General features: G+C 71.5%; 9 protein-coding genes. 1 reads left to right on the top strand and 8 read right to left on the bottom strand.

The window, feature by feature from the left end:
* Positions 1-6: 6 nt before the first annotated feature.
* The 7 genes from ND450_RS07880 to ND450_RS07850 form a co-directional block, all read right to left on the bottom strand.
* The gene (locus tag ND450_RS07880; RefSeq protein ID WP_253325501.1) at positions 7-777 is read right to left on the bottom strand and encodes an SDR family NAD(P)-dependent oxidoreductase; all 771 of its coding nucleotides are present in this window, start codon (positions 775-777) and stop codon (positions 7-9) included.
* Positions 774-1,652 carry an NAD(P)-dependent oxidoreductase gene (locus tag ND450_RS07875; protein ID WP_253325500.1) on the bottom strand — a complete coding sequence of 293 codons (879 nt, stop codon included), beginning with the start codon at positions 1,650-1,652 and terminating at the stop codon, positions 774-776. Before ND450_RS07875 ends, ND450_RS07880 begins: the two co-directional genes overlap by 4 nt.
* Positions 1,649-2,833, bottom strand: a complete 1,185-nt coding sequence (locus ND450_RS07870) for a substrate-binding domain-containing protein (protein ID WP_253325499.1) — start codon at positions 2,831-2,833, stop codon at positions 1,649-1,651. Before ND450_RS07870 ends, ND450_RS07875 begins: the two co-directional genes overlap by 4 nt.
* Complete coding sequence (locus ND450_RS07865; protein WP_253325498.1) at positions 2,830-3,897, bottom strand: ABC transporter permease; 1,068 nt, start codon at positions 3,895-3,897, stop codon at positions 2,830-2,832. The genes ND450_RS07870 and ND450_RS07865 overlap by 4 nt, the downstream gene beginning before the upstream one ends.
* A 14-nt stretch (positions 3,898-3,911) precedes the next feature.
* The gene (locus ND450_RS07860; protein ID WP_253325497.1) at positions 3,912-5,372 is read right to left on the bottom strand and encodes a sugar ABC transporter ATP-binding protein; all 1,461 of its coding nucleotides are present in this window, start codon (positions 5,370-5,372) and stop codon (positions 3,912-3,914) included.
* A gap of 1 nt (position 5,373) precedes the next feature.
* The gene (locus tag ND450_RS07855) at positions 5,374-6,288 is read right to left on the bottom strand and encodes an SMP-30/gluconolactonase/LRE family protein (protein WP_253325496.1); all 915 of its coding nucleotides are present in this window, start codon (positions 6,286-6,288) and stop codon (positions 5,374-5,376) included.
* A gap of 286 nt (positions 6,289-6,574) precedes the next feature.
* Positions 6,575-7,363: an IclR family transcriptional regulator gene (locus tag ND450_RS07850; protein WP_253325495.1), complete on the bottom strand. Its 789-nt coding sequence runs from the start codon at positions 7,361-7,363 to the stop codon at positions 6,575-6,577.
* A gap of 410 nt (positions 7,364-7,773) precedes the next feature.
* Here ND450_RS07850 and ND450_RS07845 point away from each other — a divergent pair, with 410 nt between their 5' ends.
* Positions 7,774-7,980 (top strand): DUF5988 family protein, encoded by a 207-nt coding sequence (locus ND450_RS07845; RefSeq protein WP_256557463.1) that lies wholly within the window; start codon positions 7,774-7,776, stop codon positions 7,978-7,980.
* Between the two features lie 159 nt (positions 7,981-8,139).
* Here the strand turns inward: ND450_RS07845 and ND450_RS07840 are convergent, their stop codons facing one another.
* Positions 8,140-23,220 carry a type I polyketide synthase gene (locus tag ND450_RS07840; RefSeq protein ID WP_253325493.1) on the bottom strand — a complete coding sequence of 5,027 codons (15,081 nt, stop codon included), beginning with the start codon at positions 23,218-23,220 and terminating at the stop codon, positions 8,140-8,142.
* Positions 23,221-23,240: the final 20 nt, after the last annotated feature.

The following is a 23,240-nucleotide window of genomic DNA, read 5'->3' as shown; positions in this document are numbered from 1 at the left end:
GCCACCTCAGATCACCGCCGTGAGGCCGCCGTCGACGGCGATGACCTGGCCGTTGACGAAATCGGACGCGGGAGCGGCGAGCCACACGAGCGTGCCGACGAGGTCCTCGACCCGTCCCCACCGGCCTGCCGGTGTCCGGCCGGTGATCCACGCGTCGAACCGCGGGTCCTCCACCAGCGCGCGGGTCAGTTCGGTGATGACGTAACCGGGGGCGAGGCCGTTGGCCGTCACCCCCGCCGACGCCCACTCCGCGCACATGGCCTGGGTCAGCATCGCCAGCCCACCCTTGGAGGCCGCGTACGCCGCGATACCGGGCCTGGCGAGCCTGCTCTGCACCGAGCAGACGTTGACGATCTTGCCGTGGCCGCGTTCGACCATCCGCGCGGCCACCGTGCGGCCGACGATGAAGGCACTGGTCAGGTTCGTGTCGACCACCCGGCGCCAGTTCTCGGTGGAGACCTGGAGCAGGGGTTCGCGGTGCTGCACCCCGGTGTTGTTCACCAGGACGTCTATCGGACCGACATCGCGCTCGACCTCCTCGACGGCCGCCTCGACGGCGGCCGCGTCGGTCACGTCGAACGAGGCCGTGTGCACGGTGCCGCCGCTGCGTTCGGCCAGGTCCGCGGCGGCCACCCGCAGTGCGCCGGGGTCCCGTCCGTTGAGGACCACCTCGGCACCCGACTCCGCGAGGCCGGCGGCCAGCGCGGCGCCGATTCCCCTGCTGGAGCCGGTGACCAGCGCCCTGCGGCCGGTGAGGTCGAACAGCGAGCGGGTCATCCGATCTTCCCATCCAGGTAGTAGCGCATCAGCGCGGCGTTGTCGGCGTCGCCGTGTCCGGCGGTGACCAGCCAGTGGTGCAGTTCGGTGACGGCGGAGGTGATGGGGAGCGGGACGTTGTGCGCACGCGCGAAGGAGCGCGCGGCCTCGAGGTCCTTCACCATGTTCACGACGCGCCCGGTCGGCGCCAGGTCGACCTCGGCGAACTTGGTGAAGAACTCCTGCAACAGTGCCGAGTCGGCCCTGCCGCCGGTGAGCGCCCTCACCACCTCGGCCGGGGGAAGACCGGCGGCGCGCACGAGCGCGGCCGACTCGGCCAGTGCGGCGAACGCGCACCCCACGAGCACCTGGTTGACCAGCTTCACGATCTGCCCCGCTCCACTGGGCCCGATGTGCGTGACCCGCGCCGCGAGTGCGGTGAGCAGTGACGCCGCACGCTCCACATCCTGTTCGCGACCTCCGAGCATGAGCGTGAGGGCACCGCGCTCGGCTCCCGGAGCGCCACCGGACAGCGGTGCGTCCACCCAGGACGCGCCGCGTTCCTCGGCCCGGGCCGCGAAGTCGCGGGTGCTGACCGGATCGATGCTCGACATGTCGACCACCAGCACTCCCTCGGCGTCCCCGGCGAGCACCCCGTCGGCGCCGAAGACCACCTGCTCCACGATGGCCGCCGAGTTCAGCGACAGCACCACCTGGCCGGCCCCGGCCACGGTTCTCGGTGCGGCGCAGGCAAGAGCGCCCTCGGCGGCGAGGTCTCGCACCGCCTCCGGCCGCACGTCGTGCACCCGGACCACATGGCCGGTCCTCACCAGTCGCTTCGCGATGGCCGAACCCATCACACCGAGGCCGACCACCCCTACCTGTGTCCCCGTCATGACCTGCCCGCCCACACCTTCCGGTAGATCTCCCGGTAGCCCGACGGCGGGTCGAAGACCTCACCGGCGGGGACGTTGCTCTTCGTGATCAGCGCGGGTTTCGCCAGGAAACCGGACGGTTCCCTGCCGGCCAGTGCCCTGTTCAGCTCGTCGACGAGCTGCCAGCCCTGCAGCACCATCGGCTCGGCGACCGTGGCCGCCTGGTAGTCCGCGGTGCGGATGCGCTGGAACTCGGCGCTGTCGCCGTCGCCGGCGGCGACCGACTTCGGCGGACCGTCCGGGAGCTTGCCCGCGTCCCGCAGAGACGACTTGGCGCCACCGAAGTAGTTGCCGTTGATGGCCAGCAGGTACCCGAAGCGGTCACCGTTGCGTTGAAGCAGCGACGACACGAGGCTCGGCATCCGCGCGTCCGCCTCGCTGATCGGCGAGTCCTCACCGGACAGCACGGTGCAGCCCGCGCAGAGCCGGACGTAGTCCTGCATGGCCTTGGCCTTGCGCAGCGCGATCTCGTACTGGGAGTCGGTCAGCACGACGACCCCCGCCGTGCCGGCGGAGTCCGCGACCGCGAACGCCGCGGCCAGCCACGCCACCTCCAGGGGGTCGGTCGTGACGTTGACGAACACCCCCGCGGCCGTCATCGGGCCGGGAGTCGCCCCGGCGTGCCACCCCACGACCGGGATCCCGAGGTCGGCCGCCTGCCTCGTGGTGGACGCCTGCTCGGTGGCGTCGAACCCGCCGAGGACGACGCCGATCGGCTTCATCGCGAGCGCCTGGTTCAGCGCGTCGGTCCGTCCCTGTGCGCTGCCCTTCCCGTCCAGCACGGTGACCTTCCAGCCGATCGCGGCCGCGGCCTCCGCCACCGCCCGGCTGACCGTGTTCACACCGCCGTTGGTGAGGTCCGCGGCGACGAAGGCGATGGTGCCGCCGACGCGCTGGGCGGGAACCGGCTGGGAGGGCGGGGTGAACCCGGTCGTACCGCTGAGGCTCTCGGCCACGCGCTTCCGCGCGTCGGCCAGCACGTCCCCACCGACTCCCCGTGGAACAAGGGTTTCCTGGCTGGTCGCGGCGACGGGCGAACGGCCCTGCCGCTCGGCGACGGTCGGGCTGGCGCACGCCGTGGTGAGCAGTCCCGCGACCACCGCGAACGACAGCGCCACCCGTGTCGAGGTGGTCGTCCTCACTGTTGGTTCCCCTTCCCGGTCGGCACGCTGACGAGCTGGTGCCGTTCCGCACTGGCCAGGCGTTTCCGGCTGGCCAGGCTGGCGATCGTGATCGCCGCGACCAGGGTCAGCCCGTTGAACAGCGGTTCGAGGTAGAACCGGCCGGGCAGCAGCTGCTGCAGACCGGAGATGCCGATGGTGGTGATCACGACGCCGAGCAGCGTCCCCCACGCGTTCACCCGGCCGGGCCGGATGGTGGTCGAGCCGAGGAAGGCGGCGGCCAGCGCGGGCAGCATGAAGTCCGGTCCGATGTTGGCCTGCGCCACACCGCCCTGGCGCGCGGAGAGCAGGATTCCGCCGACGGCGCACAGCACCCCGGAGACGACCATCGAGCCGACCACGTAACGGCGGCGGCGGATGCCCGTGAGCTCGGCCGCCCTGGGGTTGGCGCCCACCGCGTAGAGGTAGCGGCCGACCGGCAGGAACTCCAGGACCACCCACAACGCGACGGCGAGCAGCAGGGCGATGACGAACGGGCCCGGCACGGGTCCGAGCGACCACGTCGCCAGGTCGTCGAAGTAGGCCGCACGCGTCCCGCCGGTGTCGACCACCTGCTTGCCACCGGTGTACCAGTAGGTGATCGCGAAGATGACCTGACCGGTGGCCAGGGTCGCGACGAACGCGTCGACCTGGGCCAGTTCGACCAGCAGCGCGTTGACCAGGCCGACCACCGCCCCACCGGCCAGGACGAGCAGGATCGCCAGCCGGTAGTCCAGTCCGCTCAGCTGCAGGGACAGCGCGAGTACCTGCCACAGGCCGAGCGCGTAGCCCACCGAGAGGTCGATCTTGCCGGCGATCATCGGCACGGTGACGGCGAGCGCCAGGACGAGCGGCACGGCGTTGCCGGCGGCCAGCAGCCGGAAGTTGAGCGTGGTGGCGAACGTGTCGGGCGACAGCAGGACGAAGAGCAGGAACAACGCCGCCGTGACGAGCACCATGCCGTAGACGGTGAGCAGGCGGCGGGAGACCGCGGCGCCTTTGCGGGGCTCCAGCGCGGTGGAGCGCACCGAGGTGTGCGTGGGCATCGAGACTCCTTGTCCTACAGTCCGGACGCCGCGGCGATCAGAGCCGCCACGGTGAGTTGGTCGCCGGCGAGTTCCGCACGGACCCGGCCGCGCTCGAAGACGAGCGCGCGGTGGCAGATCCCGGCGACTTCCTCGAGATCGGTCGAGACGACCAGGGTGGCGACGCCCCGTTCTCCTGCCCGGCGCATCAACGAGTGGATGTCGGCCTTCGCCCCGACGTCCACACCCATCGTCGGTTCCTCCAGCACCACCACCACCCGGCCGAGGCCGAACCACCGGGCCAGCACCACCTTCTGCTGGTTGCCGCCGGACAGGGTGTCGATCGCGGCCTCGGTGTCGTCCGGGCGGATCCCGAACCGCCGCACCAGCCCGGCCGCTCGCTCGCGCTCCCCGTTCCGGCGGGCCGGTGCGAACGTGCGCCGCCCCCAGACCTCGGGGTTGAGGAACAGGTTCTCCCGCACGGACAGTCCCGTGGCGACGCCGTCGGTCTCCCGGTTGGAGGTCGTGAACCCCACACCCGCGCGGACCGCGTCGGCGGTGTCGCGCGGACGGAAGTCCTGGTCGTCGAGCACCATCCGGCCGCCTGACACGGACAGCTGGCCCGCGACCGCCCGGCCGACCTCCTCCTGTCCCGCACCCCGCAGCCCGACCAGGCCGACCACCTCACCGCGCCGCAGGCGGAGATCCACGGGGCCGACGTCGCCGACGCGCACACCGCGGAGCTCCAGTCTGGTGGCCTCGCCGGCCACACCTCGCCCACCCGCGGTGGTCTGCCCTCCCACGATCAGGCGCACCAGCTCGTCCGGGCCGATCTCGCCGACCGGTCCTTCCCCGACCACCCGGCCGTCGCGCAGCACGACCACCGAGTCGGCGATCTCGTACACCTCGTCGAGGCGGTGCGAGACGTAGATCATCCCCACGCCCTGCTCCCGCAGGCGTCGCAAGACCGCGAACAACCGCTCCACGTCGGCGGCGGGCAGGCTCGCGGTCGGCTCGTCCAGCACGAGCAGCTCCGGCCCGCCGACGAGTCCGCGGGCGATGGCGAGCAGCGACCGCTCGGTCCTCGGCAGGTCGAAGATCCGCGTGTCCGGGTCGATGTCGCCTCCGACGAGGGAGAGCGTCCGGATCGCCTCCTCACGGGCGGCACGCCAGGAGATCAGGCCGCCGCGGCGGGGGAACCCGGTGGCCAGGGCGATGTTCTCGGCGACGGTCATCCACTCGACGAGGCCCAGGTCCTGGTGCACGAAGGAGATCTTGTGCCGGGCCCCGGCCAGCTCCTCACCGTCGAGCAGGACCCGGCCGGAGTCCTTCTGGTGGACGCCGGCCAGCACCTTGATCGCGGTCGACTTGCCCGCGCCGTTCTCCCCCAGCAGCGCCACGATCTCACCCCGCGACACCTCGAACGTGACGTCGTCCACGGCGCGGTTGCCGTGGAAGGACTTCACCAGCCGGTCGACCCTCAGCAGCGCGGTCACGTCAGTACCCCCGTGTCGTGGTCCGCAGGCGGTAGAGACTCGTGGTGGCGGCGATGTAGAGGACGTCCGCGTTCTCACCGCCGAAGCACAGGTTGCCCACGGTCTCCGGCACCGGCACCCGGCCGAGGCGGACGCCGTCGGGCGCGAAGACCTGGACCGAGTCGCCGCTGGAGGTCCACACGTTGCCGTGCACGTCCACCCGGAACCCGTCCGCGAGCCCAGGGGTGATCTCGGCGAACAGCCGGCCGTTGACGCACCGCCAGTCCTCACGCACGTCGTACACGGCGATGTGGTGGTGGCCGCTGCCGTCGGTGCGCAGCGCGGCCGAGGTGTCGGACACGTACAGCAGACGCTCGTCCGGGGAGAAGGCGAGACCGTTCGGCTCCTCCACGTCCACGATCGCCGCGACGAGTTCGCCGGTCTCCGGGACGAACCGGAACACGTGGTTGCCGCCGTACTCCGGTGTCCCCGGATGCCCCTCGTGCGGCTGGACGATCCCGTAGGGCGGGTCCGTGAACCAGATGGCCCCGTCCGAGGCTACGACCACGTCGTTCGGCGAGTTCAGCCGAGCGGAGCCGTAGCGGTCGACGAGGATCGTCGTGCTGCCGTCGGCTTCGGTCCGTTCGACCGCCCTGCGTCCGTGCGAACAGGTGACCACCCGCCCGTTCAGGTCGAGCGTGCGGCCGTTGGTGAACTCCACGCCGGTTCGGTCGACGGTGACCTGGCCGGTCTCCGCGGTCCACCTGAGGATCCGATCGCCGGGGATGTCGGAGAAGAGGACCGCGTCCTCGCCGGGCAGCCACAACGGACCTTCGCTCCACGTGGCTCCGCCACCGAGCCGCTCGACCGACGTCGACGGGTCGACCAGCTCGGCGAACCGCTCGTCCTCGACCCGCACTCCCGGTTTCTGATGCACTGCCGCACCGCCCTCCGCATTCGTGCCACTCGTGGAACGTAGTTCAGCCAGTGGAACCCCGCGGAAACCTCTAGTGGTTTCACCAGAATTTCGACGCGACCACCCAGAAAATCCAGCACACCAAGATCCGAATCGACCTCAATGAATTCAACCAGGCGATTTCCAGGACGAGCACGATCGCCGACATCCAGGTTTCGCGATGGGAATTCCAGCAATGATGCGACGCACCGGATTTCTGACCCGTGCCGTTTCAAGGAACGACGCGCCGACGGGGCTCGGGAATTCCTCAGACGTCGGTCAGGCGGGAGAGCTGGCCCGCCAACGCGGTCAGGTCGGCCACCACCGACTCGCTCAGCCCGGCGGAGGCGCGGACGGTGAGCATCGTCGCGCTGACGGCGGTCGGGGTCCCAGGGCGACCGGGCAACGCCACGGCCGCACACGTCACGCCCTCCGTGTTCTGCTCGTCGTCGACCGCATACCCGCGCCGCCTCGTGGCGTCGAGGTCGTGGCGCAGGTCCTCCACCGTCCGGTGTGACCGGGGCGTGAGAACGGGGAGCTCGCCCAGCCCGGCGAGCCGGGCCTCCATCTCCGCGACCGGGAGGCTCGCCAGCATCGCCTTGCCCAGAGCGGTGACGACAGCGGGCATTCGCCGGCCGATGTCACTGGCGAGCCGGATCGGCTGGGTTCCCTCGTGACGAGCCAGGTACACGACCTCGACACCGTCGAGCACCGCGAGGAGCACGGTCTCCCGGGCAGCGACCGGCAGGACGGCCGCTGCCCGCCGGAACTCGGCCACCAGGTCGGTGCCTGCCAGGAACTCCTGGCCGAGCTCGACCACCTTGTACCCGAGCGCCCACCGACCGTCGACGCGGCGGATCATGTGGCCCGCCTCCAGCGCCGTGCAGATGTTCGCCACCGTGGACTTCGCCAGGTCCAGCGACCGCGCCAGGTCCGTGAGCGCGACGGGCCGCCTGGCCCGTCCCAGTTCCTCGAGGATCGCGACAGCCCGCGTCACCGCCGGCGACCTGCTGTCCACCACTCGGAACGACCGGCTGTGCACTTCCGACCCCGCCACCGCACCTCCTGACCGACGTTCCACCAGCGGAACGGATGTCACCTGCTGCGCCAGGCGTGGCCCGACGGATGGTTCCCGCACCCTTCGAGACAGCAGAGCGGGCGCGCGGACCTCCCGCGTTCGCGCGCATCCGGGCCTCGGCGCGAGCGGTCCGCGGAAGGCGCCGACCGCCACCGCCGGGCCGCGCGCAGACGTGCCCGAGAAGAAGATCTGAATCCTATGCGGCACCAGCACCACGAGGTCAACCAGAACCGCCAAAGATTGTGGTCGCCGACCTGAAACAGTGTCGTCATCGGCCACAACGCCGACTCTAAGGGTTTTTCCACAAGTACTTGGTCCTCGTTGACGCTCCTTCTTCCGGCCTACATCGTGAAAGTGAGACGGGACACAGCTCGGAAGGGAGTGCAGTCATGGCGCACCATCGCGTTGTCCTTCACGGAGGCCCTGAGTTCTCAGGAACGACAAGGGTGTGCGAGGTCGACGACCTGTCCCACAGCGTCAAGATGGTCCACGGCAACGGTCGCGAGCACTTCACCTATTCGGGCGCGACCGCGGACGTGGACGGCGAGCAGTTGCCGCGGTTCGACTGGGTCGGCCGCACGAAGTTCGCGGAATGACTTACGTTCAGGCACCGAGGATTCCGCCGCGCCGACGGTCTGCGGACCTCGGCCTGCTCCACAAGTGACTCGGTGTCCGACTCCACACACGACCTGCTCGACGACAAGGGCCTCTGAATCCACCGCGTGGATTCAGAGGCCCTCGTCGTCGTCCCCCGGTCAGGGCTGACCGAGCTCGTCCAGGAGCGCGAACATCTCGTCGTCGGTCGCCGAGTCCAGGTCGACCTCGGTCGCCGATCCGCCAGCCGCGCTCGACAACCGGGCCCGCAGGACGTCGAGGCGGCCCGCGACCTGACCGTGCACCGCCAGGTCCAGGGCCTGTCCGGTGAGCAGCCGTTCCAGCGCCTCGATCGCCGCGAGGACGGACCCGGGCTCGTCGGCAGGGGTGAAGCCGAGCCGGCCCTCGAGGTGATCGACGAGATCGCCGGGCGTCGGGTAGTCGAACAGCAACGTGGCGGGCAGCCGCAGACCGGTCTCACCGTTGAGCCGGTTGCGGAGCTCGACCGAGGTCATCGAGTCGAACCCCATGTCCTGGAACTGCCGGTCAGGATCGACGGTCGTCCCGCCGGAGTGGCCGAGGACAAGTCCGACCTCGGTGCGGACGAGGTCCAGGAGCACCTCGCGCCGCGCGTCACCCGTGAGGCCGTGCAGGCGATCCGCCACCGTCGCCGACCTGACCGCGGGTCGTCGCGTCGAGGTGCGGACGACTCCCCGCAGGACAGCCGGGACCTCCCCCGCGGCGCGCAGGGCCTGCACGTCCAGCAGCACCGGAACCACGACCGGTTCCGCGGAGACCACAGCCGCGTCGAACAGCGCGACGCCCTGCTCGACGGACAGCAAGCCCGTTCCCGACCGCGTCATCCGGCTCCGGTCGGCGTCGGAGAGCGCGGTCGTCATACCGACCTCCGGCGTCCACGGGCCCCAGGCGAGCGAGGTCGCCGGCAGTCCGAGTTCCCGTCGGTACCGGGCGAGTTCGTCCGCGAACGCGTTGGCGGCGGCGTAGTTGCCCTGTCCGGCCGCGCCGAACACACCCGCCACCGACGAGAAGACCACGAAGGCGCGGAGGTCGAGTCCTGCGGTGAGCTCGTGGAGGTGCCAGCCACCGTCGACCTTCGGCCGCAGCACCGCGCTCAGCCGCTCGGGGCTCAGCGTGTCGACGACACCGTCGTCCAGCACCCCCGCGGTGTGCACGACCGCGGTCAGGGGGTGCTCCGCCGGGATGCCGGCCACCACCCGCGCCACCGCGTCCCGGTCGGACACGTCGCAGGCCACCGCCCGCACGTGGGCACCACAGGCGGTCAGCGACTCGACCAGCTCTCCGGCACCGTCAGGTCCGCGGCGGCCGAGCAGGACGAGATGCCGGACCCCGTGTTCCAGCACCAGGTGCCGCGCGAACAAGGCCCCCAGTCCCCCCGTTCCGCCGGTGATCAGCACCGTGCCGTTCGAATCCCAGGTGAACGGCGCGGGCGTGGCTGTGGCGGGCAGCCGCGTCAGCCGGGGCGCCAGCACCTGCCCGTCGCGCACCAGCACCTCCGGCTCGTCAGCGCCCAGCGCCTCCAGCAGGACGGCGGGCGCACCACCCGTGGAGTCCAGGTCCACCAGGCCGAACGCGCCGGGGTGTTCCGACATCGCGGTGCGCACCAGGCCGCGCACGGTGGCCGCTGACAGACCACCGCTGGTCACGAAGACGAGCCGGGAGCCGGGAGCACGTTCCCGGAGCGTCCACCGCTGAACCGCCGCCAGAACCTCCGTCACGCTCGAGTGCGCCGTGCCCACCACGTCGTCCGGGTCGCCCTGCACGGCGAACAGGACGAGACCGTCCGGCACGGACTCGACCGAGTCGTGCACCGCCACGTCGAGTCCCAGAGCCACCGGACCGACCACGGCGACCGGCGCGGCCTTGTGGTCCGAGACCACCGGAACCAGCTCCGTCCGGAACAGCGCGTCCGCTCCCAGGCCGGGGTGCCGCACATCCGCGGCGCGCACCACGAGCGAGTCGACGGTCAGCACGGGAGCGCCCGCCTCGTTCTCGAGGCTCAGTGACACGGAGTCGGCCCCGGTCCTCGACAGCCTCACCCGCAGCGCGGCAGCGCCGGAGGCGTGCAACGACACGCCTTCCCACGAGAAGGGCAGTCCACCGCTCCCTTCACCTCCACCCAGCATGAGTGCGTGGAGTGCCGCGTCGAGCAGCACCGGGTGCACCCCGAACGCCGCGGCACCGTCGCGCAGCGCGTCGGGCAGGGCGACCTCGGCGTACACGTCGCCGTCGTCATCACGCCACGCCGCGCGCAGGCCCTGGAACGCGGGACCGTAACCGAAGCCCGCGTCGGCGAAGGCGTCGTAGCACCCGGTGACGTCGAGCGGTTCCGCACCCGCGGGAGGCCAGGGTCCACCGGGAGCCGCGTCCGCTGCTCCGATGTCGGTGGTGAGCACCCCGGTGACGTGCTGAACCCATTCCCCGCCGGTGTCGGCGGGACGTGAATGCAGTCGCAGTTCCCGGTGTCCGTCGTCGTCCGGCGCACCGACCCACACCTGGATCTGCACGGCGCCGTGCTCCGGCAGAGCCAGGGGAACGGCGATGGTCAGTTCACCGATGCGGCCGCAGCCGACCTCGTCACCCGCACGCACCGCGAGCTCGGCGATGGCAGCCCCAGGCACCAGCACCTGACCGAAGACGGTGTGGTCGGCCAGCCAGGGATGGGTGGACAGCGAAATCCGTCCGGTGAGCACCACCTCGTCCGATCCTGCGACGGCCACCACCGCTCCCAGCAGAGGATGCGAGGGCGCGTGCAAACCCGCGGCACCGACATCGCCGGTCTGGACGCCACCGACCGGCCAGAACCACTCGTGCTCGAAGGCGTAGGTCGGCAACTCGACACACCGTCCACTCGGGACGACGCTGCGCCAGTCGACGTCCACACCGTTGACGTACAGGCGCCCCAGCGCGGTGAGCAGTGAGGTCTCCTCGTCACGGTCCTTGCGCAGAGCGGGAACCGCCAGGCCGTCCTCGACCAGGCCGGTCAGCACACCGTCCGGACCCAGCTCCAGGAACGCCGTCACCCCGGCATCGGTCAGCGCGTGAAGCCCGTCAGCGAATCGGACCGCCTCCCGGACGTGCCGCACCCAGTACCGCGGCGAACACACCTCGTCGGTCACCAGAGCACCGGTCACGTTCGACACCAACGGCATCAACGGCTCACGGAACGACAGACCCTGCAACGCCTGAGCGAACTCGGCCAGCATCGGCTCCATCAACGGCGAGTGGAACGCGTGCGACACCCGCAACCGCGACGTCTTCCGGCCTTCGAACCGCGCAGCGATCGCCAGCACCGCGGCCTCGTCCCCCGCGACCACCACCGAATCGGCCCGGTTCACCGCCGCGACCGACACACTTCCGGTGAGCAGCGGCAGAACCTCGGCCTCGGTGGCCGCGATCGCCACCATCGCCCCATCGGACGGCAACGCCTCCATCAGAGCGGCACGAGCCTTGACCAGCGCGCAAGCGTCGTCCAGCGACAGCACCCCGGCGACATGCGCCGCCGCCACCTCACCGATCGAATGCCCGGCGACGTAGTCGGGCGTGACACCCCACGACTCGACCAGGCGGAACAACGCCACCTCGACCGCGAACAACGCCGGCTGAGCAAAACCCGTGCGATTCAACAACTCCTGGTCCGAACCCCACATGACATCCCGAAGCCCCGGCTCCAACCGAGCCAGCACCTCGTCCAACGCCGCGGCGAACACCGGAAAACGCCCGTACAGACCCCGGCCCATCCCCACACGCTGAGAACCCTGACCCGAGAACAGGAATCCCAGGCGCTGACCGATGGCCACGCCACGTGCGACCTCGGAAACCATCCCATCCGAGGCGAGCACCACCGCTCGATGAGCGAACACCGAACGCCCCAGCAGAGTCCAGCCCACGTCGACCCGAGAGTCCGTGACAGTCCTCAACCGCTCGACCTGCGAACTCAATGCGACCTCGGACTTCGCCGACACCACCCACGGCACCACCGGAACGTCCACCGGCTCCGGTACCGCCGCCGGCTCCGGCTGCTCGATGATCACATGCGCGTTGGTGCCGCTGATGCCGAACGACGACACACCCGCACGCCGCGGACGGCCCACCTCCGGCCACTCCACGGGCTCGGTCGACAGCTCGACCGAGCCCTCGGACCAGTCCACGTGCGACGAAGGTGCGTCCACGTGCAACGTCTTCGGCACCACACCGTGCCGCAACGCCTGCACCATCTTGATGATCCCGGCCACCCCCGCCGCCGCCTGCGTGTGCCCCAGGTTCGACTTCACCGACCCCAGCAACAAAGGCCGATCACGATCCTGACCATAGGTCGCGAGCAGCGCCTGCGCCTCGATCGGATCACCCAACGTCGTACCCGTACCATGCGCCTCCACCACGTCCACATCGGACGGCAACAGACCCGCACTCGCCAACGCCTGACGGATCACCCGCTGCTGCGACGGACCATTCGGCGCCGTCAACCCGTTCGACGCACCATCCTGGTTCACCGCACTGCCCCGCACCACCGCCAGAACACGATGCCCGTTGCGCCGAGCGTCGGACAGGCGTTCCAGCACCAGCATGCCGACGCCCTCGGACCACCCCACACCGTCCGCGCTGTCCGAGAAAGCCTTGCACCGACCATCCGGCGCGAGGCCGCGCTGACGGGAGAACTCCACGAACGACCCTGGCGTCGACATCACCGTCACACCACCGGCCAACGCCAGCGAGCACTCCCCCGCCCGCAACGCCTGCATCGCCCAGTGCAACGCCACCAACGACGACGAGCACGCCGTGTCCACCGACACAGCAGGACCTTCGAGGCCCAGCGTGTACGCAACCCGGCCCGACGCGATGCTCGGGGAGGCGCCGTTGCCCTGGTAGCCCTCGGCATCCCCGCCGGACAGGAGCATCGCGTAGTCGCTGTACATCACGCCCGCGAACACACCGGTCTGACTGCCCCGCAACGACACCGGATCGATCCCGGCCCGCTCCACCGCCTCCCACGACACCTCCAGCAACAACCGCTGCTGCGAATCCGTCGCCAACGCCTCCCGAGGAGACATCCCGAAAAACCCCGGATCGAACTCACCCGCGTCATGCAGAAACCCACCCGACCGCGTGTACGACGTACCGGCACGGTCAGGATCCGGGTCGTACAACCCCTCCAGATCCCAGCCACGATTGCGCGGGAACCCGGTGATCGCGTCCCGGCCCTCTGCCACCAACCCCCACAGGTCCTCCGGCGACGACACCCCACCCGGATACCGGCACGCCATCCCCACGATCACGATCGGATCGCCCGCCACGGCCGCCACCGGCCGCGATGTGGTGACGGCGTCCCCGGTCCCGGTGAGTTCGGTGAGCAGGAAGCCGACGAGCGCCTCGACGGACGGGTAGTCGAACACCAGCGTCGCGGGCAACAGGACGCCCGCCACCGCGGCGAGCCGGTTGCGCAGCTCGACCGCCGTCAACGAGTCGAAGCCCAGGCCGCGGAAGTCCCGGTCTGGTTCCACGGACGACGTGTCCGGGTGGCCCAGGACCGCGGCCACCTGGGCGAGGACGACCTCGTGCACCGCGGCACGTCGCTCGTCCGGCTTCAGTGCCTCCAGCCTGTGCGCCAGTCCACCCGGAGCACCCGCCGCAGACCTGCGGACCGGCCGACGGACGAGCCCGCGCAACACAGCGGGCACCTCAGCCCCGTCACGCCACCACGTCAGGTCGAGCCGCACCGGCACGACCACCGCTTCGTCCGACGCCAGCGCGGCGTCGAACAACGCCAGTCCCTGCTCTACCGACAGCGGGGGCATGCCCGACCGTTCCAGCCTCTCCCTGTCCACGTCGGACAGGGAGGACGTCATCCCGACCTCCGGCGTCCACGGCCCCCAAGCCAGCGACACGGCCGGCAACCCGAGACCACGCCGGTACCGCGCCAGCTCGTCCACGAACACGTTCGCCGCCGCGTAGTTCGCCTGCCCCGCCGCACCGAGAACCCCGGCCACCGACGAGAACAACACGAAACCACGAAGGTCGAGGCCGGCCGTCAGCTCGTGCAGGTGCCAGGCCGCGTCGGCTTTCGCCCGCAACACCCCCGCGACCCGCTCCGGCGTCAACGACTCCACGACGCCGTCGTCGAGGACACCCGCCGCGTGCACCACCGCGGTCAACGGATGTGCGTCCGGCATGCCCGCCAGCAGGGCGGCCACCGCATCGCGGTCCGACACGTCGCACGCCACCACCCGGACCGACGCACCCAGCCCGGTCAGCTCCTCCTCGATCCCCGCACCACGGCCGCGCCTGCTGGCCAGCACCAGGTGCCGCACGCCGTGCTCGGCGACCAGGTGCCGGGCGAGACGGGCGCCCAGGCCACCGGTACCGCCCGTGATCAGCACGGTGCCCTCGGGCTCCCAGCCGAGCCCGGCACCGGCGGGCACCGGCGCCACGCGCGCCAGCCGTGCCGCGGACACCTCGCCGTCCCGCACCACGACCTCGGGCTCCCCTGTGGCCGCGGCGGCCAGCAGGAGGGCCTCGTCGGCGTCACCGGATTCCACGTGGACCAGACCGAAGCGCCTGGGATGTTCCGACAGCGCGGACCGGACCAGGCCACGCGCGGCGGCGACGGACACGCCTCCCCTGGTCACGAACACCAACCGGGAGGTCGCCGAAGCGTTCCGCCGCAAGTGATCCAGCACCTGGGTGGCCAGTCGGTGGGCCGTGCCGACCACCTCCCCGCCGTCGTCCTCGACCGGGACCAGGACGACCTCGTCCGAGGACGAGCCGTTCCCCGGTGCGGGAAGGGCGACCGGCACCCGGTCGATCCGGAACAGGGCGTCCTGGCCCGGCGAGAACCGTCCCTCCGGCACCGGGCGGAGGACCAGGGAGCCGATCGCCGCGACCGGGCCACCGGACTCGTCGGTGATCGCGAGCGACAGCCCGCCGGTGGGCAGGCCCGACAACCGCACCCGCACCGCCGAGGCGCCGGTGGCGTGCAGCGACACGTCCTCCCAGGAGAACGGCAACCCGGCCGCAGTGCCCTCGACGAAAGCAGCCGCGTGCAGCGCCGCGTCGAGCAGCGCCGGGTGGATGCCGAACCCCGCGGGCTCGCCGGGCAGCACGACCTCGGCGAAGACCTCCCCGTACCGCCGCCACACCGACCGCAGACCGCGGAACACCGGTCCGTACCCGAGCCCGGCCTCCTCCAGGCCTTCGTAGAACCCCTCCAGCTCCACCGCTTCCGCCCCCGGAGGCGGCCACTGCGTGACATCGGGCGTCGCGTCGGAGCCCACCTCGGTGAGGACGCCCGCGGCGTGCTCGGTCCACGGCGAGTCACCGCCGTCGGACCGCGAGTGGACGGTCACCTGGCGGGCACCGTTCTCGTCGCGGTCGCCGACGTGGACCTGCACCTGGACGGCGCCGTGCTCCGGCAGGACCAGCGGTGCCGACAGCGTCAGTTCCCGGATCCGGCCGCAGGCGACCTCGTCGCCCGCGCGCACCGCGAGCTCGACGAAGCCGGCGCCCGGGAAGAGCACCTGGTCCCCCACGACGTGATCGGCCAGCCAGGGCTGTGCCGACAGTGACAGCCTGCCGGTGAGGACAACCTCGTCGGTGCCGGCCACCCGCACCGACGCGGCGAGCAGCGGGTGGCCGGGGCGATCGAGTCCCGCCGCGGCCACGTCGCCGAGGAACACCGTTCCGCTGGGCCAGAACCACCCGTGGTCGAAGGCGTAGGTCGGCAGGTCGACGAACCGTCCACTCGGGACGATGCCGCGCCAGTCGACGTCCACACCGCAGACGTACAACCGTCCCAGCGCGGTCAGCAGCGAGGTCTCCTCGTCGCGGTCCCTGCGCAACGCAGGCACGGCAACGCCGTCGTCGACCAGACCGGTCAGCACGCCGTCCGGTCCCAGCTCCAGGAACGCCGTCACCCCGGCACTGGACAGCGCGTGTAGCCCGTCGGCGAACCGCACCGCCTCCCGCACGTGCCGCACCCAGTACTCCGGCGAGCACACCTCGTCGGTGACCAGAGCACCGGTCATGTTCGACACCAACGGCATCAACGGCTCACGGAACGACAAACCCTCCAACGCCTCAGCGAACTCGGCCAGCATCGGCTCCATCAACGGCGAATGAAACGCGTGCGACACCCGCAAACGCGTGGTCTTGCGACCCTCGAAACGAGCCACCAGCGAGAGCACCGCGGCCTCGTCGCCCGCGACCACCACCGAGTCCGCCCGGTTCACCGCCGCGACCGACACACCCTCGCCCAGCAACGGCAGAACCTCGGCCTCGGTCGCCGCGATGGCGACCATCGCCCCGCCGGGTGGCAGAGCCTCCATCAACCCGGCGCGGGCCCGCACCAACGCACAGGCATCGTCGAGTGACAGCACACCCGCGACATGCGCGGCCGCCACCTCACCGATCGAATGCCCCGCCACGAAATCCGGCGCGACACCCCACGACTCCACCAACCGGAACAACGCCACCTCAACCGCGAACAACGCCGGCTGAGCAAAACCCGTACGGTTCAGCAACTCCTGATCCGAACCCCACATCACGTCCCGAAGCCCCGGATCCATACGGTCCAGCACCTCGTCCAACGCCGCAGCGAACACCGGGAACCGCCCGTACAGGCCCCGGCCCATCCCCAACCGCTGAGAACCCTGACCCGAGAACAAGAAGGCCACCTGTCGTTCGGCGGCCGAACCGCGAGCGACCTCGGTGATCCCCTGCTCCGAAGCCAGCAGGACCGCCCGGTGGCCGAACACCGCGCGGCCCAGCAGGGTCGAGCCCACATCCACGCGGTCGTCCGCGACCGAACACACCCGCTCGACCATTTCCGCCAAAGCCCGCTCGGACTTCGCCGACACCACCCACGGCACCACGGGAACATCCACCGGCTCCGGAAGATCCACCACCGGAGCCTGCTCGATGATCACGTGCGCGTTCGTGCCACTGATCCCGAACGACGACACACCAGCACGCCGCGGCCGACCCACCTCCGGCCACACCACAGACTCCGTCGACAACTCCACCGAGCCCTCAGACCAGTCCACATGCGACGACGGCGCGTCCACGTGCAACGTCTTCGGCACAACGCCATGCCTCAAGGCCTGCACCATCTTGATGATCCCCGCGACACCCGCCGCCGCCTGCGTGTGACCCAGGTTCGACTTCACCGACCCCAGCAACAACGGCCGATCCCGGTCCTGACCGTAGGTCGCGAGCAGCGCCTGCGCCTCGATCGGATCACCCAACGTCGTACCCGTACCGTGCGCCTCAACAACATCTACATCGGACGGCGACAGACCCGCACTCGCCAAAGCCTGACGAATGACCCGTTGCTGCGAAGGACCATTCGGCGCGGTGAGCCCGTTCGACGCACCATCCTGGTTCACCGCGCTGCCCCGCACCACAGCAAGCACCCGATGCCCATTGCGGCGAGCGTCCGACAAGCGCTCCAGCACCAGCACACCGACGCCCTCACCCCAGGCCACGCCGTCGGCGGCGTCCGCGAACGACTTGCAACGCCCGTCCGGCGACAGTCCGCGCTGCCGGGAGAACTCGACGAAGACCTCGGGGGTGGACATCACCGTCACGCCACCGGCCAACGCCAGCGAGCACTCCCCCGCCCGCAGCGCCTGGGCCGCCAGGTGCACCGTCACCAGGGAGGAGGAGCACGCCGTGTCCACCGTCACCGCGGGCCCCTCGAGCCCGAGGGCGTAGGACACCCGGCCGGACGCCACGCTCGGCGAACTGCCGGTACCCCGCAGTCCCTCGAACTCGTCCCCGGTGAGCAGGGCGCCGTAGTCGTTGTACATCACCCCGGCGAACACACCCGTCCGGCTGCCGCGCAACGACACCGGATCGATCCCGGCCCGCTCCACCGCCTCCCACGACACCTCCAGCAACAACCGCTGCTGCGAATCCGTCGCCAACGCCTCCCGAGGGGACATCCCGAAGAAGTCGGGGTCGAACCGGCCCGCGTCGTGCAGGAACGCGCCCTGCCGGACGTGGGTGGTTCCCACGTGGTCGGGATCCGGGTGGTAGACGCCGTCCAGGTCCCAGCCCCGGTTGTCGGGGAAGCCGGAGATGACGTCCCGCTCGTCCAGGACCACCTGCCACAGGTCCTCCGGCGACTCCACGCCGCCCGGATAGCGGCAGGACATGCCGACCACCACGACCGGGTCGTCCGAGCCGGACAGCACGGAGACCGGTGGCGGTGTGCGGACGTCGGCCGCCGCGCCGGTCAGCTGCTCGCGGAGGAAGGTCGCGAGCGCCGCGGGGGTCGGGTGGTCGAACACCAGGGTCGCAGGCAGCCGGACGCCGGTCTCCGCGGCCAGCCGGTTGCGCAGCTCCACGGACGCGAGCGAGTCGAACCCGAGCGCGCGGAACTCCCGTTCGGGGTCGATCCTCCCGGCGTCGGAGTGCCCCAGGGCCAGTGCGACCTGACCGCGCACCAGCTCCAGCACCGCCCTCGGCTGCTCCGCCTCGTCCAGTCCGGCCAGCCTGCCGGCGAACCCGGACGTCACCACCGCCGACCGCCGGGCGGACGGGCGGACCATCCCCCGCAGCAGGGGCGGCACGTCGCCGAGCGCGCGCAGCGCGGGCAGATCCAGCCTCACCGGGACGACCAAGGGCTCATCCGCGGCCACGGCGGCGTCGAACAGGGCGAGTCCCTGTTCCACCGACAGCGGCGGCATCCCGGAGCGCGCTTGGCGCTCCATGTCCGCGTCCGACAGCGTGGCGGTCATGCCCGTGGACCGCGCCCACGAGCCCCACGCGAGCGACACCGACGGCAGTCCCAGGTCGCGCCGGTGCCGGGCCAGCTCGTCCAGGAAGACGTTGGCCGCCGCGTAGTTCGCCTGCCCGGCCGCGCCGAACACGCCGGCCACGGACGAGAACGTCACGAACCGGTGCAGGCCGAGCCCGGCGGTGAGCTCGTGCAGGTGCCAGGCGGCGTCCACCTTCGGCCGCAGCACCGCGGCCAGCCGCTCCGGCGTCAACGACTCCACCAGGCCGTCGTCCAGCACACCCGCCGCGTGGACGACGGACGTGCACGGGTGTTCGGCCAGCAGGTCCGCCAGCGCGGCCCGGTCGGCGACGTCGCACGCGCGCACGACGACCTCGGCACCGAGGGAGCTCAACTCGTCGGTCAGCTCGGGCGCGTGGCCGCTTCGGCTCACCAGCACGAGGCGGCGCACTCCGTGCGCGGTCACCAGGTGGCGGGCCAGTACTCCGCCCAGGCCGCCGGTGCCTCCCGTGATCAGCACCGTCCCGTCCGGGTCCCAGCCGCTCCGCGACGGCGGAACCGCGACGCGGACGAGCCGGGGAGCGAACACCTGTCCACTGCGGATCAGCACCTCCGGTTCACCGGGATCGAGTGCTGCGGGCAGCGGTTCACCAGGGGCCAGCTCGACGAGGCCGAAGCGCCCAGGGTGCTCGGACATCGCCGACCGGACCAAACCGCGCACAGCCGCGGCACGCACACCCGTGCGCGTCACGAACACGAGCCGGCGTCCAGTGATCTCGTCCTGCGCGAGCCAGTGCCGGACCAGTTCGAGGACGCGGGTGGCGCTGTCGTGCACCGCCCCGACGACGTCCTCCTCGCTGTCGTCGACGACGGCCAGCACGAGGCCCGCGTCCTCGCCGTCGACCGCGGCCAGGTCCGCCCCCGTCACGGCGACGGGAGTCTCGACCGACCGCATCGTGACCGGGACCAGGTCGACCCGGTGGAGGCTGTCCGCCACGGCGCCGAACTGCTCGGGCGTCACCGGCCGCAACACCAGCGACTCGACCGACGCCACCGGCGCACCGGACTCGTCGGTGATCGCCAGGGAAAGCGCGTTCTCACCGGCGCGCGCCATCCGGACCCGCACCGCGGACGCTCCGGTGGCGTGCAGGCTCACCCCTTCCCACTCGAACGGCAGGCCACCACCGATCCCCCCGGCGAACACGCTCGCGTGCAGCACGGCGTCCAGCAGTGCCGGGTGCACGCCGAACGCGGCCGCGTCGAGCACGTGGTCCGCAAGCGCGACCTCGGCGAACAACTCGGTGTCGCGGCGCCAGACCGCGCGCAGGCCCTGGAACGAGGGGCCGTAGGCGAACCCGGCGCCGGCGAGACCGTCGTAGAGGCCGTCGAGGTCCACCGGCTCCGCGCCCTCGGGCGGCCAGGTCGCCTCCGCGCCCGCCGGGGGCCGCGCCAGGTCGGGGCTCAGCGTGCCGGTGGCGTGCCGAGTCCACTCCCGCTCGACGTCGTCGGCGGGCCGCGAGTGCACCCGCACCTCCCGCCGTCCGGCCTCGTCGGCGGCTCCGACCCAGACCTGCAGCTGGACCGCGCCCGTCTCGGGCAGCACCAGCGGAGCGGCGACCGTCAGGTCCTCGACGGCGGGGCAGCCGACCTCGTCGCCCGCGCGCACCGCCAGTTCGACGAACGCCGTGCCGGGGAAGAGGACCCGGCCCAGGATCTCGTGATCGGCCAGCCACGGGTGGGTCGACAGCGACAACCTGCCGGAGAGCACCACCTCGTCCGCACCGGCCACGACCACGGCCGCACCGAGCAGCGGGTGCGCGGCGGAGCTCAGCCCGGCCGACGTCATGTCGGCGGACGCGGTCCCCGAGCGGGCGAGCCAGAAGCGCTCGCGCTGGAAGGCGTACGTCGGTACGTCCACCAGCCGGCCGGCGGAGATCACCCGGCGCCAGTCCACGTCCGCTCCGTGCACGAAGAGGCAGGCCAGCGCGGTCAGCAGCGAGGCCTCCTCGCCGCGGTCCTTGCGCAGAGCAGGCACCGCGGGCACGTTGTCCACCAGGGCCGACAGCACGCCGTCGGGGCCGAGTTCGAGGACGGCCGACACACCGGCGTCCGTCAGCGTCCGGACGCAGTCGGCGAACCTGACGGTCTCGCGGACGTGCCGCACCCAGTACTCCGGATCGCACAGCTCGTCCGTGACGAGGCCTCCGGTCAGGGCCGAGACGAAGCGGAGCCGGGGGCGCGCGAACGACAGGCCCCGCACGATCCCGGCGAACTCCGCCAGCATCGGATCCATCAGCGGCGAGTGGAAGGCGTGCGAGACCCGCAGCCGCGAGGTCCTCCGGTCGGCGAACGCACGGAGCACACCGTCCACAGCGGACTCTTCGCCCGCGATCACGAGCGACGACGGCCCGTTGACGGCGGCGATCGACACGCCGTCGCCGAGGTGGGCGGCCACCTCGGCCTCGTCCGCCTCCAGGGCCACCATCGCGCCGCCCTCCGGCAGCGCCTGCATCAGCCGCGCCCGCGCGTCGACCAGCGCGCACGCGTCGGCCAGCGACAGGACACCGGCCACGTGCGCCGCGGCGATCTCCCCGATCGAGTGCCCGCCCACGAGGTCCGGGACCACTCCCCAGGACTCCACCAGCCGGAACAACGCCACCTCGACCGCGAACACCGCGGGCTGCGTGAACTCCGTGCGATCCAGTCGTTCCCGGTCGGCGCCCCACATCGCGTCGCGCACGCCGGGACCGAAGTGCCCCAGCACCTCCTCCAGCACGGCCGCGAACACCGGGTACCGGGCGGACAACGCACGCCCCATGCCCAGCCGCTGCGACCCCTGCCCGGAGAACAGGAAGGCGAGGGATCGGCCACCCGCACTGCCCCGAGCGGCCTCCGCCACGTCCTCGTCCGATGCCAGCAGAACGGCGCGGTGCCCGAACACCGCACGTCCCGCGAGGGACCAGCCGACATCGGTCCGGGCGCCGCGCGCCGACCGGACGCGGTCGAGCTGATCGGCCAGGGCGCCCTCGGTCTTGGCCGTCACCACCCACGGGACCAGCGCCGCGGTGGCCGCCTCGGGATCTTCGGCCTCCTGCTGGTGTTCCAGCACCACGTGCGCGTTGGTGCCGCTGACCCCGAACGCGGAGACCGCTGCCCGGCGTGGCCGCTCGGCCTCGGGCCAGGCGGTGCTCTCGCGCACCAGCTCGACCGCTCCGGCACTCCAGTCCACGTGAGACGAGGGCACGTCGGCGTGCAGGGTCTTCGGCACGACGCCGTGCCGCATGGCCAGCACCATCTTGATCACTCCGGCCACGCCCGCGGCGGCCTGCGTGTGACCGAGGTTGGACTTCACCGAACCCAGCAGCAACGGCCGGGCCCGGTCCTGGCCGTAAGTCGCGAGCAGCGCCTGCGCCTCGATCGGATCGCCGAGGGGGGTCCCCGTGCCGTGCGCCTCGACGACGTCCACATCGGACACCGACAGTCCGGACTGCGCCAGCGCCGCCCGGATGACCCGCTGCTGAGCGGGTCCGTTCGGCGCGGTGAGGCCGCTGCTCGCGCCGTCCTGGTTGATCGCGGAGCCGCGGATCACGGCGAGCACGGGGTGCCCGGCCCGCTCGGCGTCGGACAGCCGCTCCAGCAGCAGGACACCGGCACCCTCACCCCACGCGGTGCCGTCCGCGTCGTCCGAGAACGCCTTGCACCGTCCGTCCGCGGCCAGGCCTCGCTGACGGGAGAACTCCACGAACATGTCCGGGGTGGGCATGACGGTGACCCCGCCCGCGAGTGCCAGTGAGCACTCGTCCTTCCGCAGGGCGTGGACCGCCCAGTGCAGCGCGACCAGGGAGGACGAGCACGCGGTGTCCACGGTGATCGCCGGGCCTTCCAGCCCGAAGAGGTAGGCGACCCGGCCCGAGGTCACGCTGGTCGACACGCCGGTCATCAGGTGGCCCTCGACCGACTCGGGCACGTCGGCTCCCGACGCGTAGCCGGTGCCGTAGGAACCGATGAAGGTTCCCGTCCTGCTTCCCCTCAGGGTGAGCGGGTCGATTCCGCCGCGCTCGACCGCCTCCCAGACGACCTCCAGCAGCAGGCGCTGCTGCGGATCCATCGCAAGAGCCTCGCGAGGGGAGATGCCGAAGAACTCCGCGTCGAACTCCGTCGCGCCCTCCACGAACCCACCGCGGGTGGAGTACGTCCTGCCGCGCTCGTCCGGGTCGGGGCTGAACAACGCGTCCACGTCCCACCCCCGGTCGCGGGGGAACTCCGACATCGCGTCGCGGCCGTCGGCCAGCAGGGACCACAGCTCCTCCGGCGACCCGACGCCGCCCGGGTACCGGCAGGCCATACCGATGATGGCGATCGGTTCGGCGTCCGACGCCTCCTTCGCCTGCAGCCGCCGGCGCGTCTGCTGGAGATCGGTGGTGACCAGCTTGAGGTAGTCGCGGAGCTTGTCCTCGGTGCTCGCCATGGGTGGGTTCCTCCAGGAGT

Source organism: Lentzea sp. HUAS12, assembly GCF_024125735.1.
Classification (GTDB): Bacteria; Actinomycetota; Actinomycetes; order Mycobacteriales; family Pseudonocardiaceae; genus Lentzea; species Lentzea albida.
The sequence above is the reverse complement of the archived record's forward strand: the minus strand, read 5'-3'. Positions and strand labels throughout refer to the sequence as shown.